This window comes from Methylobacterium sp. CCH7-A2, assembly GCF_001557075.1.
GTDB classification, from domain to species: Bacteria; Pseudomonadota; Alphaproteobacteria; order Rhizobiales; family Beijerinckiaceae; genus Allobosea; species Allobosea massiliensis.
Genome location: NZ_LSKN01000043.1, coordinates 1 through 14,033 on the forward strand (window position 1 = coordinate 1; position 14,033 = coordinate 14,033).

The following is a 14,033-nucleotide window of genomic DNA, read 5'->3' on the forward strand; positions in this document are numbered from 1 at the left end:
GCCTCGCGGCGCTCCGCTGCCCCTCGTTTGTGACGTCCGCGTGGAAGCGCGGGCGAGGTTTCCGGCTGGGATCGCTCAGGACACCTTGCAGCGCGAGGTGGCCGAACCCTTCAGCCGATGAACGTCGGTAGTCGCAACCGTGAGGCAGATCAGGCGAAGAGCCGGACCGGCCCGTGTCTGAGCCTCGAGCCGATGAAGGAGGCTACCAAGGAGGCCCAGAACCGTCAGAAGATGAAGTAGAGCAGAATGATCAGCGGAATCGGGATGCCGATCAACCAAAGCAAGATGCCGCCCATTGTTGTCTCTCCTTCTGCGTCGCGGCTTGGGGTGGGGTGGCTGATCCTGGTGCCACCTGATTGGGCGCCGCCCGATCGATGCCGCTCGAAGACGAACCGGACCGCATCGACAAAGTTCCACGGTCGACTGCCGGTGATGGGCTGGTGTCCTCGCTCATCCTCACCGGCGTCGTCGTCCGGCTGGAATCCGGCGCGTCTGGCGCGGGCTTGTCGCCCTGCGGGGGGCGGAAAGGTCGCAGGGGGCGGTGACGACCTCGGGGAACCCTTGCAGGTGCCTGCCGTTGGTTCGGGGACACCGCAACAACGGAGAGACATCCATGAGCCTGAAGACCTTGACGCTCGCCGGCGCGCTCGCGCTGGCCCCGATGGTCGCGACCGCCCAGTCGACCCAGCCGCCCGTCAACGCCCCGAGCAACAACCGCCCGACCACCGCCGCTCCCACGCCGAAGCCGAATGATGCCACCGTGGCGCCGACCGGCCAGCCTGGCGTGACCGCCAATCCGGCCGGCGGCGGCGTGCTCGGCGCCCCTTCCAATCCGCCGATGGCGCCTTCCGGCACGATGCCCTCCACCCGGCCGACCGGAACGGCGCCGAACCCGGCCGGCGGTGGCTCCACCAGCGTGCCGGCCAAGCCGTAAGCGTTCAGCGGTCCGCTTTCTCGCAGACCGTTCGGCCTCGCCCTTCCGGGCGGGGCCGTTTCGCGTTTCGGGGCCGGCCATCGCGTCACAAGGGCCAGGAACGAGGGGCGCTACAGGCCCCGCGGCGGCTGGCGGCGGAAGGCGCTGCCTCAACCTCGCCCTTGCCAAGCGCGCGATCTGGGGACAGTCTCCGCCGCGCGAGGGTCACGGCCGCTGTCAGACCCTGGCCTCGCGACCGGTTCAACAGCGTATGGGACGTCCGACATCATGATCATCGACGGCAGAAAAGCCGCCGCGGCGGCGCTCGATCGCCGGGCGTTCCTGTTCGGCGGGACGGCGGCGCTCGGCGCGCTCGGGCTCGGAGGCTGCGTCACCCAGGACGGGATGAGCCTCGCCGAGGCGAAGAAGCTCTACGGGCCCGTCGACGACAAGAAATTCGCGATTCCGGCGACCGATCCGAGCAAGGTCGATCCGAAATACTGGCGCCGTACCGTTCGCTACGAGAGCAAGGAAGCGCCGGGCACGATCATCGTCGATCCGGGCAACTACTATGTCTACCGCATCGAGGGCGACGGCAACGCCACGCGCTACGGCGCCAATGTCGGCCGCGACGGTTTCCGCTGGAGCGGCGATGCCTATGTCGGTCGCAAGTCGGAATGGGCGACCTGGACGCCGCCGCCGGAGATGATCAAGCGGCAGCCGGAAGCCGCCAAATACGCTCGCGGCATGCCGGGCGGCCTCGACAACCCGTTGGGCGCGCGCACGCTGCATCTCTACCAGAACGGCCGCTACACGCTCTACACGATCTATGCCTCGCTCGATGAGGAGTCGATCGGCTCCGGCATCACCAGCGGCTGCGTCGGACTGCTGACGCAGGACATGATCGACCTCTACGACCAGACTCCGGTGAAGACGAAGGTCGTCGTGTTGCCGGCCTGAGCCGGCGAGGGGGACAGGAACAAGGCGTCCGGACCGGCGGTTGAGAGACAACCGTCGATCCGGAGAGCCCCATGAAGACTGTCGCCACGCCGTTGCCCTATGACCCCGCGCTGGAGCAACCCGCTCCGGACGAAGCGCAGACCATCCGCGATCTCGAAGAGGCGCTGCGCTCCATCGGCGAGACGACCTTCGCCAATGGCGGCCACGGCCTGCGCACCGTCCACGCCAAGAGCCATGCGCTGCTCATCGGCACCTTCACGGTGCTGGACGGGCTGCCGGCGCCCTACGCTCAGGGGCTGTTCGCAAAGCCCGGCCGCCATGAGGCGATCCTGCGGATCTCCACCAACCCCGGCGACATCCTCGACGACGCCGTCTCGGTGCCGCGCGGGCTGGCGCTGAAGGTCGTCGGCGTCGAGGGCGAGCATCTCGCGCCGAACGAGGCGCCGACGCAGGATTTCGTCATGGTCAACGGGCCCGCCTTCCTGGCGCCGGACCCGGCGGCCTTCGCGAAGAGCCTGTCGCTGCTGGCCAAGACGACCGACCGCGCGCCCGGGCTGAAGAAGGCTTTCTCGACCGTGGCGCGCGGCGCGGAGCAGGTGATCGAGGCTGTCGGCGGCGAAAGCGCGACCCTGAAATCCGTCGGCGGGCATCCGATGACCAACCCGCTCGGAGAGACCTATTACGGCCAAACGCCCTTCCGCTATGGCGAGCATGTCGCGAAGTTTTCGCTCGCCCCGGCCTCCGATGCGCTGAAGCGGCTCAAGGATGCCGAACTCTATTTGCGCGGCCGGCCGAACGGGCTTCGCGACAGCCTGATCGACCATTTCCATGCTCAGGGCGGGGTCTGGGAGCTCAGGGTCCAGTTGCGGACCAATGCCGAAACCATGCCGATCGAGGACGCTTCGGTGATCTGGCCGGAAGAGGAAAGTCCTTTCCTCACGGTGGCGCGCGTTGAGGTCGCGCCCCAGGAATCCTGGAGCGAGGCGCGTGCGGCCGCGATCGACGATCGGATGTCGTTCTCGGTCTGGCACGCGCTCGCGGCGCACCGGCCGCTGGGCGGTATCAACCGCGCACGGCGCGAGACCTATGCGATGTCGAAGGATCTGAGGGCCCGCCAGAATGGCTGCCCGATCCACGAGCCGCGCGCCGGCGCGGTACCGGTGCGCTGAGGGCTCAGTCTGTCGTCACGGCGGTCCCTGCGTCGCGCAGGGCCTGGCCGACGGCCTCCGTCTTATCGGCGAAGTTGCGGCGGGTCTCGGGATCGACCACCGCGACGGGCGCCGAGATCGCGAGCCCCGCCACGGAACCGACGGCCGCGGCGGTGCCGGCAGTGACCTGGAGAACCTTTTCGCCCAGGCCGATGCGGGTGTCGGTGATCGGCTGGCCCTCGATCAGGCGCGAGCCGATCAGCTTCACCACCTCGGGGCTCTCGGCGAACTTGCCGTGGTTGAGACGGTCGCCGGAGCGCAGCGAGGTCAGGTTGAGCACCGTGATGCCGGCCTTCTCGAGCTGCGTTCGATAGGGTTCGGTGTCGGGATCGATCGCGCCCAGGCGGGCGGTGCTGCCCCAGACCCGGCGCGAGACCGCCAGCGCCCGGTCATCCTGCGACACGAAGAGGGTGAAGCGGGGGCGGCGGCCCTCCATGTCGGCGACCTGGCTGCGGAAGACGTCGACATCGACATCGGGCGCGGCGAGCATCACATTGGCGATCTTGGGCGAGATCGTGCCGTTGCGGATCGACATCTCGCGCAGGGCTTCCAGCGTCACCCAGTTGCCCATCGAGTGGGCGAGCACCGAGACCTCGCCGACGGCCGGGTCGCGGGCGAGCGCCTGGAACAGGTTTTCCAGCGCGCGGCGCGAGTAGTTGCCGCTCTCGCGGTCATAGCCATAGGCGAAGACCGAGCCGCGCGAGGGCCAGGTGAACAGGATCGGGACCACCTGCGCTTTCGAATCGTGGACGATCTGGGCGAAGCGGTAGACGGCGTCCTCAAAGCGGTTGTTGAAGCCGTGGATGAAGACCATCACCCGGCGCTTCGGGACCTTCTGCACGGCGTTGTGGAAACGGGAGATCACACCCTTCTGGTCGAGCTTCTCGACCTTGAGCGTGACGAAATCGGTCTCGGGATTGCCGGGCAGGGCCTTCGGCCACTGCACTTCGCCGACCTTGCGACGCGCCTCGCTGGGCACCGAAACCGTGATCTCGGCAAAGCTTGGCCGGCCGCGTTCGCCCGAAAAGAGCAGGCCGTCATCCGGATCAGGCGCGCGCGTTGTCGCAACCAGCATGGTGACGCGGCTGGTGTCAGGCGCTGCCGTGGCGACTGGCAGCAGAACGCCGCGGACATCGCCAGCGCAACCGGCAAGGCCGGCCGCCACGAGTGCGGCCAGGCATGGACGCATGATCCAACGCAACATGACGCTTGTCCCCCGCCGCCGATCGCCGTCTCCGCTGGCCGATCGGCTTCCCCAGGGGCAGCATAGACCGGGCCGAGGCGGCGAGGAAAGCCGCGCGTGACGGCAGCGGCGTGAGCCACGAAAAAACCCCGCTCCGGAGGAGCGGGGCTCGATGCGTCCGGCGTGGACGAGCGTCTCAGTCGTCGCGGAAGACGCGCTCGTTGCGCTCGTGACGCTCCTGCGCTTCCAGCGAAAGGGTGGCGATCGGCCGCGCCTCAAGCCGCTTCAGCGAGATCGGCTCGCCCGTCTCCTCGCAATAGCCATAGGTGTTGTCGTCGATGCGGGCGATGGCGGCGTCGATCTTGGCGATCAGCTTGCGCTGGCGGTCGCGGGCGCGCAGCTCGATGGCGCGGTCGGTTTCGGAGGAGGCCCTGTCGGCGATGTCGGGGTGGTTCTCGCTCTCGCTTTGCAGGGTGACCAGCGTCTCGCGGGCTTCCTTCAGGATCTCGTCCTTCCAGGCCAGCAGCTTGCCCCGGAAATACTCGCGCTGCCGGTCGTTCATGAACGGTTCGTCGTCGCTGGGCTTGTAGTCCGCGTCGAGGATGATCTGCTTCGACATAGGCGCACTCTCTGGTTGTCGTCCCCCGGCGCCCACCGACCTTGCCGTGGGAGGGCCGCCGATTTGGCGCCCTTATAGCGATGCCGGGGGGCGCTCACAATCGGATTGGAGGCGCCCGAGCGCTTCTTTACGGGGACGTGTTTTGCCCGGTGCAACAGCGATTTGCGCTGGCCGGAGCCAGCGGAGCGTTGCCTCAGCGCATTGCCTCGAGGGCAGCGGTGATCTCGGCCTCGACCAGCCGGGCGAGCGGCTGGCGGTAATGCGAGCGGTCGAAGAACTGATTCGGATCGTGGAGTTCAGGTCGGTCGCGGCGCCAGTCGATCAGGGTGGTCAGCGGGCGGCGCGCCGCGAGCTCGGCATAGGCGTTCCGGCAGCCGGCGTCGGGCCGTTCCGAGGGGCTGCCGGGCCGGGGCAGGGCGGAGCGATAGACCGGGGGGCGCAGCAGAATGAGCTTGGTGCCGGGCACCTGAGCCATCATCGCTTCCAGCGCCTTGACGGCCGGATAGGGGCCATCGGCATTGCCGCCGATCGGCATGTAGACCTCCAGTTCCGCGCGCTTGCCGGGGTCACGATCATAGCCCATGCCGATGTAATTGGGCTCGTAGTCCCAATAGCCGTCGCGTCTGGCGCGCTCGCCACGGCCCGTGAGGAGATAGACGATGCGGCGCTGGAACTCCTCCAGCACGTCGAAGCGCAGCAGGCCGACGAGATATTCGGCGCGGTCGCGGCTGTAGAGCCAGAACGGGAAGGGCTTGGCGTTCGGCATCTGCGGATCGGCCGTGCACCAGAGGTCGTCGATGCCGACGATCACGGCCTGCGGCGGTTCGCGACGATGGCGCAGGAACCAGTCCATCAGGACGAGCCCTTCCTTCGGGCCGGAGGCGGGCGCCATCAGCGAGACGAAGGGGATGCCGGTCGTCGCCTGCAGCCGCTCCGGCGAGAGCAGCTGGACATGGGAATTCCCGAAGATCGCACCCTGAAAGGCAGGGTCGCGGCCGCGGCTGGCGGCGGCGGTGCGCGGACCCTGCGGCCGCACGCCCTCGCGCAGCGACAGCGGGGTGTTGCCGGTGTCGTAGGGGTCGATCAGCCAGGCGAGCGTCAGCGTACCGAGCAGCGCCAGCAGCGTCGTGACGACGAAGCTGCGCGCGAACCCAGCCCAGCGGGCTTCGCTCGCCGCCGAAGCGCCGACCGCCGCGTCAGAACTGGAAGTAGATGAACTCATAATTGGCGTCTTCGCCGATCTTGAAGAGGATGAGGACGAACAGCACGCCCGCCACCACGGCGAGCCAGCGCGACGGCGTGAGCCGGTGGACGAGGGCCCAGGCGGTCGGCCCGATGATCGCGAAGGCGGCGGCCGGCAGCAGCGCCCGCCATTTGAAGCCTGTGCCGAGCGGGGCGAGACCGAAGAGGCCCTTGTAGATGGTGATCGCCGCCTCGAAGCTCGTCGCGCGGAACAGCACCCAGCAGAAAGCGACGAAGAGGAAGGTCAGAAGCCAGCCGAGCAGCGGCGGCATCGGCCAGCCGGCGCGGCGCCAGAACAGCGCGACGATCAGGGCCAGGCCATGGGCGGCGCCCCAGGCGACGAAGGTCAGGCCCGCGCCGTGCCAGAGGCCGCCCAGCGCCATGGTGGCGAACAGCGCCCAGACCTGCGTGGGCAGGCCGCTGCGCGAACCGCCGAGCGGGATGTAGAGATAGTCGCGCAGGAAGCGCGACAGCGTCATGTGCCAGCGCCGCCAGAAATCCTGGATGCTGGTCGAGCGGTAGGGCGTCTTGAAATTCTGCGGCAGGACGATGCCGAGCAGCAGGGCGAGGCCCAGCGCCATGTCGGTGTAGCCGGAGAAGTCGAAATAGATCTGGAAGGTGAAAGCCAGCGTCGCCTGCCAGGCCTCGACCACCGAGACGACCTTGCCGGCGGCCGCGGCGGCGAAGACCGGATTGGCGTATTCGGCCAGCGGATCGCCGATCAGCACCTTCTTGGCGAGGCCGGCGGTGAGCAGCAGAAGCCCGCGGCCGAAGCGCTCGGCGGCGTCGGGCCGCTGATAGGGCCGTTCCTCGAACTGGTGCATGATCTCGCGCCAGCGCACCAGCGGCCCGGCCAGCACCTGCGGGAAGAAGGCGATGTAGAGCCCGTAGCGGACGAGATCGTAGCGCGGCGCCTGGCCGCGGCGCAGATCGGTCAGATACATGACGTGGTGGAAGGTGAAGAAGGAGATGCCGAGCGGCAGCGCCAGATCGAGCTTCGGCGCCGGCAAACCCGGAATCATCGCAGCGAGATCGCCGAAGAAGTTGAAGTATTTGAACAGCGCCAGCACGAGCAGGTTGGCGACGATGGCAGCCGTGATCAGCGCGCCGGAACGGGTCTTCTGGAAGCCCTCCGCGACCAGCCAGTTGACCAGGATCGAGGCCATCAGCAGCGGCAGGAAGCGCCAGTCCCAATAGGCATAGAACGCCAGCGACAGCACCAGCAGAAGCGGCAGCCGCCAGAGCGGCGCAAATCGCTCGACCAGCCAGTGCAGACCGAGCGCCAGCGGCAGGAAGGCGAGCAGGAAGGCGAAGGAGTTGAAGAGCATCGGGCCGGGCGCAACAAGGGACGCGCCCGGTTAACCGATTATGAAGGGGCTGTCATGTCGGGAGGTTGGCTCGCCGCATCGGGCATGGGACGAGCCCGGCACGAGGCCACGCCGCCGCGCTCACAACGGAATGTTGTCGTGCTTGCGCCAGGGCCGCTCGACGCTCTTGGTTCTAAGCATCGCCAGCGCCCGCGCAATGCGACGGCGCGTCGAATGCGGCATGATGACCTCGTCGACATAGCCACGCTCGGCCGCGACGAAGGGGGACATGAAGCGGTCCTCGTATTCCTTGGTCTGGCGCGCGATGGTCTCGGCGTCGCCGCCCCGGAAGATGATCTCGACCGCGCCCTTGGCGCCCATCACGGCGATCTGGGCGGTCGGCCAGGCGTAGTTGACGTCGGCGCCGATATGCTTGGAGGCCATCACGTCATAGGCGCCGCCGAAGGCCTTTCGGGTGATCACGGTGACCAGCGGCACGGTGCATTCGGTGTAGGCGTAAAGCAGCTTGGCGCCATGCTTGATCAGGCCGCCATATTCCTGCGCCGTGCCCGGCAGGAAGCCCGGCACGTCGACGAAGGTGACGATCGGGATCTCGAAGGCGTCGCAATAGCGCACGAAGCGCGCGGCCTTGCGGCTGGCGTCGGCATCGAGCACGCCGGCCAGCACCATCGGCTGGTTGGCGACGACGCCGACCGTGCGGCCCTCGATGCGGCCGAAGCCGGTGACGATGTTGCCGGCATAGGCGCCCTGAATTTCGAAGAAATCGCCCTCGTCGAGGACCTTCAGGATCAGCTCCTTGATGTCGTAGGGCTTGTTCGGGTTGTCCGGCACCAGCGTGTCCAAGCTCATGTCGACGCGGTCGGGAACGTCGAAGCTCGGCCATTCCGGCACGCCCGCCGTGTTGTTGGCGGGGAGGAAATCGAGCAGGCGGCGGATCTGCAGCAGCGCCTCGACATCGTTCTCGAAGGCGCCGTCGGCGACCGAGGACTTGCTGGTGTGGACCTTGGCGCCGCCGAGCTCCTCCGAGGTCACGGTCTCGTTGGTGACGGTCTTCACCACGTCGGGGCCGGTGACGAACATGTAGGAGGTGTCGCGGACCATGAAGATGAAGTCGGTCATCGCCGGCGAGTAGACGTCGCCGCCGGCGCAGGGACCCATGATCACCGAGATCTGGGGGATCACGCCCGAGGCCGCGACATTGCGGCGGAAGACCTCGCCATAGCCGCCGAGCGCCGCCACGCCCTCCTGGATGCGGGCGCCGCCGGCATCGAACAGGCCGACGATGGGCGCGCGCATCTTCAGCGCCATGTCCTGGATCTTGACGATCTTCTGGGCGTGGGTCTCCGAGAGCGAGCCGCCGAAGACGGTGAAGTCCTTGGAGAAGACGAAGACGGTGCGGCCGTTGACCGTGCCCCAGCCGGTGACGACGCCGTCGCCGGGAATCTTCTCGGCCTTGTCCATGCCGAAATCGACGCAGCGATGCTGCACGAACATGTCGAACTCCTCGAAGGAGTCCTTGTCGAGCAGAAGCTCGATGCGCTCGCGGGCGGTGAGCTTGCCGCGCTTGTGCTGGGCTTCGACGCGGCGCTCGCCGCCTCCCTGACGCGCGCCTTCGCGGCGCGCTTCGAGCTGGTCGAGAATGTCTTTCATGAGGACGCCCCGGAGCCGACGAACGATCTTGCCGTTACCGGATTAAGCGCGCCACAGGCGCGAGTCCATCACCCGTTGGTCGGGGCGTCGGGCGCGATCAGGCCCGCGACTGTGCGAGATCGCCGAGGCGGGCGAAGTTCTGCAGGCTGATGAGATGGGCGTGGATCGGCAGCAGGTAGCCCTTGCGGCGCAGCTCCGTCCAGGCCTCGTCGGAGAGCGCATCGAGCCGCTCCGCGCTGAGCGCGGAAAAGCCTGAAAAGCTCGAGGTCGTGCCGTCGCCGGCCCGGATCTCGACATTGATGGTCTGGAACAGGTCGAGTTCCTTCAGCGCCGCGGTGAAGGCCGCGGTCGCCTTGGCGGCTTCTGCATAGTCGGCGACGAAGGCGACGATGTCGCGCAGGACCGGGGTTGGCTCGCCCTCGTCGTCGAAGAGGCGCTCGCCCTCCGCCTCCTGCAGCCCGGCATAGCCGCCATCGAGGCAGATGACCTGCTGCTCGCCGGCGAGGTCGCCGCCGATGAAGGGGTAGCGCCGCAGATAGGCCGGCGCGTGCTGGCCGCGCCAGCGCCCCTCCGCATCGACGAAGCAGCCTTCGCCCGGGCGCATGCCGACCATGAAGAGCGGCGACACGGCGCCCTGCTCCTCGAGGAAGAGGATCGGCATGTCGCGGCAGGCCGGTGCGAATTCGGCCATCAGCGCCGGCAGGACATGGGCGCCGGCGGCGAAGGCATAGGGCGCCTTCGGCGGGGCCAGCCGCGACTGCCGATGGGTGTTGCGGTCGAGCACCGCGATGCTGGAATAGAAGAGCGGCAGAGGGGCCATGGGTTCGTCCTGACGGAGTGAATTCAGATGCTCTTGCGCAGCGTCAGCCGCATGTAGAGCTCGACATCGCGCTGGTTTGCCGAGACCCGCTCGAGCGGGCGCCCGAAGCCGCCCTCGAGCGAGACCCAGTCGACCGGGCGCCAGATCAGCCCTGCGCCCACCGAGGTCGCGCGCATGCTGTCGGTGGCATTGGGGTAGGTGATGCCATGGTCGAGGAAGACGAAAGCCTCGAGCTGCTTCAGCGGATCGGGCAGGAGCCAGTGCAGTTCCGCCTGACCGTAGAAACCGGAATTGCCGAAGGCGGCGCCGATCGGATAGCCGCGCACGGTGGTCGGGCCGCCGATCTGGAAGATCTGGTCGCCCGGCAGCTGCGTCTCGCCCGTATATTGCCAGGCGCCGACGGCGGTGCCGTAGAGATCCTCGGTGATGCGCCAGACCGAGCTGGTGGTGCCGGTCAGGATCGTGAGGCTGCGCTTGCGCTCCGCCAGCCGGTCCTCATGGGAAACCTCGCTCCAGTTGGCGGTCGAGGCGTGGCTGAGACCGGGCAGCGCGACGTTCAGCGAGAGCCCGGCCTGGACCCGGGTGTAGCGGCTTTCGACAGTGGCGATGTCGAGCTGCTTGCTGCGGCCCTGGCCGGTCCCGAGCGCGCCGGTGGCCTGCAGCAGGATGGCGTCGGTCGCCAAGACAGGCTGCGACAGGGTCAGTGCGACGCTTTCCGAGATGCCCTCCGGCCGCAATTCGCGGATCGCGCCGGTCACGATGCGGTAGGCGGAGCGGGTGAAAGTCGCGCCCAGCCGGGTGCCCCAGGGCGTAACGGGCAGCGTGTAGCTGCCGCTGCCGAGGATGCTGCCGCGGGCGCGCGAACCGTAGAAGACGATGCGGTCGTCGATGCCGAGCAGGTTGTGGTGGCGCAGGAAGAGCGTGCCCTGGTAGCGCCCTGTCGAGAGTACGCCCTGGTTGTCATAGGAGAACTGCACCGTGTTGCGCGCCGGCTCGGTGAGGGCGAGCTCGACATCGGTGAGGCCGAAGCTGGCGCCGGCGCCGAGCTGGGCCCTGAGCTGCAGATCGTTGATGCGGTTAAAGATCGAGACGGCGCGGTTGAGGGCGGGGGCGTCGATGACCTCGCCATCGATCAGCGGCACCTGGGAGCGCACATACCAGGGCCAGGTCTGCACCCCGCCCTTGATCGAGACCGCCCCGGCGCGCCCCTCGACCAGCTGGACGCGCAGCACGCCATCATCGAGCTTCTGAGGCGGCAGGACGGCGCTGGCGGTGATCTGGCCCTTTTCGGCATAGAGATCGTTCACCGCCTGGACGATCTGGCCGATCCCGGCGAGATCGACGCGACGGCCGACATAGCGGGCGCTGATCGCCTCCAGCTCGGCGGCGCCTAGCAGGCGCGAGGGGTCGAAATCGATGCGCGTCAGCAGAACGGTGGTGCCGCCGGCCGGGAACTCGACACGGGGCGCCGCGGGCGGCGCGATCACGGCAGGGCCGCGCTGGCGCGGCGGTGCCGTGCGGCGCTCGATCTCGAGCCGCTGGCGCTCGGCCTCGTTCTCGATCGTCTGCGGCACGATCTGGGCCGCAGCGGGATTCGAAAACGCGAGGGGAGAAACGGCGATTGCGGCGAAGGCCAGGCGGGAGCGGATCAAGGCTGCCCCTCTGCGCCGCCGAGATTGACGCGCGGGCCGCTCGTTCCGCCGATCGAGGCGGTGGTCTCCGGATCCCCGGAGACGCCGCGCCAGCGGCCGTCCTCCCCGAGAACGAAGCGCCGTGCCGTTTCGCCGAAGGCCGGCGCGGAGGGGAAGAGGGTGCCGAGGCGGGCGAGATCGCGCGCCATCGAGGAGCCGAAGCTAGAGGAGAGCTGTGCCACGTCCGAATCGGCCTGAATGATGAAGGCGTCGGTCGAAAGCCTACTGCCATTTACGTTGAGGAAGAACGGGCGATCCTTCGGATAGAGCTGCACGTCGTAGCCGGTGACGGGGGCGAGACTGCGGTTATTGGCCAGCACGCTCATCGCCGGCGTCGTCAGCGTCAGCGCGCCGGGGATCGTGGCGCGGAGGATGCCGAGATCGCCGGCCGTCGTGGCGAGGCGGCCATCGCGAAGGGCGAGGCGGCCCACGCGCAAGGCCGCGGCCTCGACGGAAAGTTCGGCCATCTCGGCGACCGTCTCGCGGACCCCGCCGATGTCGAGCGCCAGCGGCAGGCTGCCGCCGCTCGGAAGCTGCACGATGTCGGCGGAGATGCGCGTGCCGAGGATGGTGATGCTCGCGCCGGCGCCGAAGCGGCCGAGCCGGACCTCGTCGGGCGCGCTCGCCGTCGTCGTCAGGGCCGCGCCGCGCTCGATCGCGATCGAGCCGGTGCCGGAGAGGCCGGCCTGCAAGGCCAGCACGTCGGCGGCGGCGATCCGCGCCGCCCGGATCGAGCCGGCGGCGCGCAGGGTGGCCGAGCCGTCGGACAGAACGGTCCCGAGGTCGAGATTGGCTGCGGTCGAGGTCAACGTCACGTCGCCACCGACCGACGCTTCGGCGAGGTCGAGCGTGCCGAGCGTCGCGATCTCGGCGGCACGACGGCTGGTCAAACGCGTGACGGCGAGGCTGGAGGCGGAGAGTCGGGTCCAGCCACCGCTCGTCAAGGTGCCGCCGACCAGCGCGCCGCTGGTGGTGAGGCTGAGATCGCCCGTGGTCGTGGCGATCTCGCGGACCGTCAGTGTGTCGCCCGCGACCAGGGTCGCGTCACGGCCGATGCGGGCGGTGCGCAGCGTCATCGTCGTCCCTGAGCGCAGCTCGGCGTTGCCGCCCGCGGTCAGTGTCGTGACATCGAGGGTGGAGCCAGCCGTCGCACGGATGTCGCGCGCCGAGAGGCTGCCGACCGCGAGGCGGCCAGCGGTCGTCAGCGTGGCGAGACCGGCGGCGTCGATCGTCTCGGCGCCGAGGCTCCCGTTGCGCGAGGCCAGGGCGATCTCGGCGCCGGTGACGGATCCGAGGCCGAGATCGCCCTCGGCGTCGATCGCGCTGCGGCCGGTGCTGCGCGCGGACAGGATCGCGAGCGAGCCGCCACGCGAAGCGACCGCAAGGTCGCCGCCGGAGGATAGCGAGCCGAGATCGAGCCGGCCGCTGCCGGAGAGCGCAAGATTGCCAGAGGAGGCCAGGCGGGTCGCGACGGCCGAACCGACGGTCGCGCCGAGATCGCCGCCGCGCGCCTCGGCCTGCTCGGTGCGCAGGGCGCCGCCGGCACTCAGCACGAGATCGCGGCCGGCGTCGAGGACCGGCACCGTGATCGCGCCCGCGGCGTCGACCCGCAGGCTGGCCGCGGCCCGCAGCGCCTGCGCCGTGACGTCCCCGCCGATCGAGCGCAGGGTCAGGTCGCCGGCGAGAGTCGTGCCCTCGCCGAGTGTTGCAGCGCCGGCGGCGGTGAGGGTGGCGGTCGTGCCGGCCTCGAGTCGGTCGATCTCCAGCACGCCACCCGCTGCCGCCGTTGCGGCGCCTCCCGCAGACAGGGTCTGCGCGACGCGGATCGCGCCGGCCGCCGTCAGCGTCACGTCGCCAGCGGCGGTGATCTCGGTCGCGTCGATGCTCCCGCCAGTCGAGGTCAGCGCGATGGCGCCGAGCGTCGAAACGAGCGTTCCGAGCGTCAGGCTGGCGGAGGAGGAGAGGCGGAGACCGCCGGCCGAGAGCCGGGCGATGTCGATGCTGCCTCCGATCGCCGAGAGCACGGCATCGCGGCCGGCCGTGAGAGAGGCGGTGACGGCGATCGAGGTCGCGGCGTTGAGCGTCGCGTCGCGCCCGGCGATGAGGGTCGCCGCCGTGATTCCGGCACCGGTCGTGGTGATGGCGAGGTCGCCGGTCGTGGTGGTCGCGTCGCCGAGCGTAACGGCACCGCTGGCAGCGAGCGTGGCGTCGGTTCCGGCCAGCAGCGAGGCGATGCCGAGCGTGCCGCTGCCGGCAGTGACGTCGGCGGTGCGGCCCGCGGTGAGCGAGGTGGTGACCGAAACGGCCGTTGCGGCGTTGAGCGTCGCGTCGCGTCCGGCGACCAGCGTCGCCGCCGTTATGTCCGCGTTCGTCGAGGTGATCGCGAGGTCGCCGGTCGTGGCGGTGGCGGCGCCGAGGG

General features: G+C 69.1%; 11 protein-coding genes. 3 read left to right on the plus strand and 8 right to left on the minus strand.

The features are described from left to right. Positions 1 to 613: 613 nt before the first annotated feature. The 3 genes from AX750_RS03750 (at position 614) to AX750_RS03760 (ending at position 3,042) form a co-directional block, all read left to right on the plus strand. Positions 614 to 934: a hypothetical protein gene (locus AX750_RS03750; RefSeq protein WP_066733669.1), complete on the plus strand. Its 321-nt coding sequence runs from the start codon at positions 614 to 616 to the stop codon at positions 932 to 934. Positions 935 to 1,201: 267 nt separating this feature from the next. Then, positions 1,202 to 1,873 carry a L,D-transpeptidase gene (locus AX750_RS03755; RefSeq protein WP_066733670.1) on the plus strand — a complete coding sequence of 224 codons (672 nt, stop codon included), beginning with the start codon at positions 1,202 to 1,204 and terminating at the stop codon, positions 1,871 to 1,873. Between the two features lie 71 nt (positions 1,874 to 1,944). After that, positions 1,945 to 3,042: a catalase family protein gene (locus AX750_RS03760; protein ID WP_066733673.1), complete on the plus strand. Its 1,098-nt coding sequence runs from the start codon at positions 1,945 to 1,947 to the stop codon at positions 3,040 to 3,042. A gap of 4 nt (positions 3,043 to 3,046) precedes the next feature. On the opposite strand, the gene AX750_RS03765 is transcribed toward AX750_RS03760, so the two are convergent. The 8 genes from AX750_RS03765 to AX750_RS26385 all read right to left on the minus strand — a co-directional run. Continuing rightward, positions 3,047 to 4,285 carry an alpha/beta hydrolase gene (locus AX750_RS03765; protein WP_245282296.1) on the minus strand — a complete coding sequence of 413 codons (1,239 nt, stop codon included), beginning with the start codon at positions 4,283 to 4,285 and terminating at the stop codon, positions 3,047 to 3,049. Positions 4,286 to 4,460: 175 nt separating this feature from the next. Further along, positions 4,461 to 4,883 carry an RNA polymerase-binding protein DksA gene (dksA, locus tag AX750_RS03770; protein WP_066733676.1) on the minus strand — a complete coding sequence of 141 codons (423 nt, stop codon included), beginning with the start codon at positions 4,881 to 4,883 and terminating at the stop codon, positions 4,461 to 4,463. Between the two features lie 193 nt (positions 4,884 to 5,076). Then, complete coding sequence (locus AX750_RS03775) at positions 5,077 to 6,105, minus strand: hypothetical protein (protein WP_066733678.1); 1,029 nt, start codon at positions 6,103 to 6,105, stop codon at positions 5,077 to 5,079. Continuing rightward, positions 6,080 to 7,453 (minus strand): MBOAT family O-acyltransferase, encoded by a 1,374-nt coding sequence (locus AX750_RS03780; RefSeq protein WP_066733680.1) that lies wholly within the window; start codon positions 7,451 to 7,453, stop codon positions 6,080 to 6,082. The genes AX750_RS03775 and AX750_RS03780 overlap by 26 nt, the downstream gene beginning before the upstream one ends. A 120-nt stretch (positions 7,454 to 7,573) precedes the next feature. Next, positions 7,574 to 9,103, minus strand: a complete 1,530-nt coding sequence (locus AX750_RS03785) for an acyl-CoA carboxylase subunit beta (RefSeq protein ID WP_066733683.1) — start codon at positions 9,101 to 9,103, stop codon at positions 7,574 to 7,576. A 97-nt stretch (positions 9,104 to 9,200) separates the two neighbouring features. Next, complete coding sequence (locus tag AX750_RS03790; RefSeq protein ID WP_066733686.1) at positions 9,201 to 9,923, minus strand: SapC family protein; 723 nt, start codon at positions 9,921 to 9,923, stop codon at positions 9,201 to 9,203. Between the two features lie 23 nt (positions 9,924 to 9,946). Then, entirely contained in the window at positions 9,947 to 11,575 is a 1,629-nt protein-coding gene (locus AX750_RS03795) for a ShlB/FhaC/HecB family hemolysin secretion/activation protein (protein ID WP_066733688.1), read from the minus strand. Further along, positions 11,572 to 14,033, minus strand: a 2,462-nt coding sequence (locus AX750_RS26385; RefSeq protein ID WP_197432786.1) for a hypothetical protein, incomplete at its 5' end; no start/stop codon positions are given. The genes AX750_RS03795 and AX750_RS26385, both read right to left, overlap by 4 nt.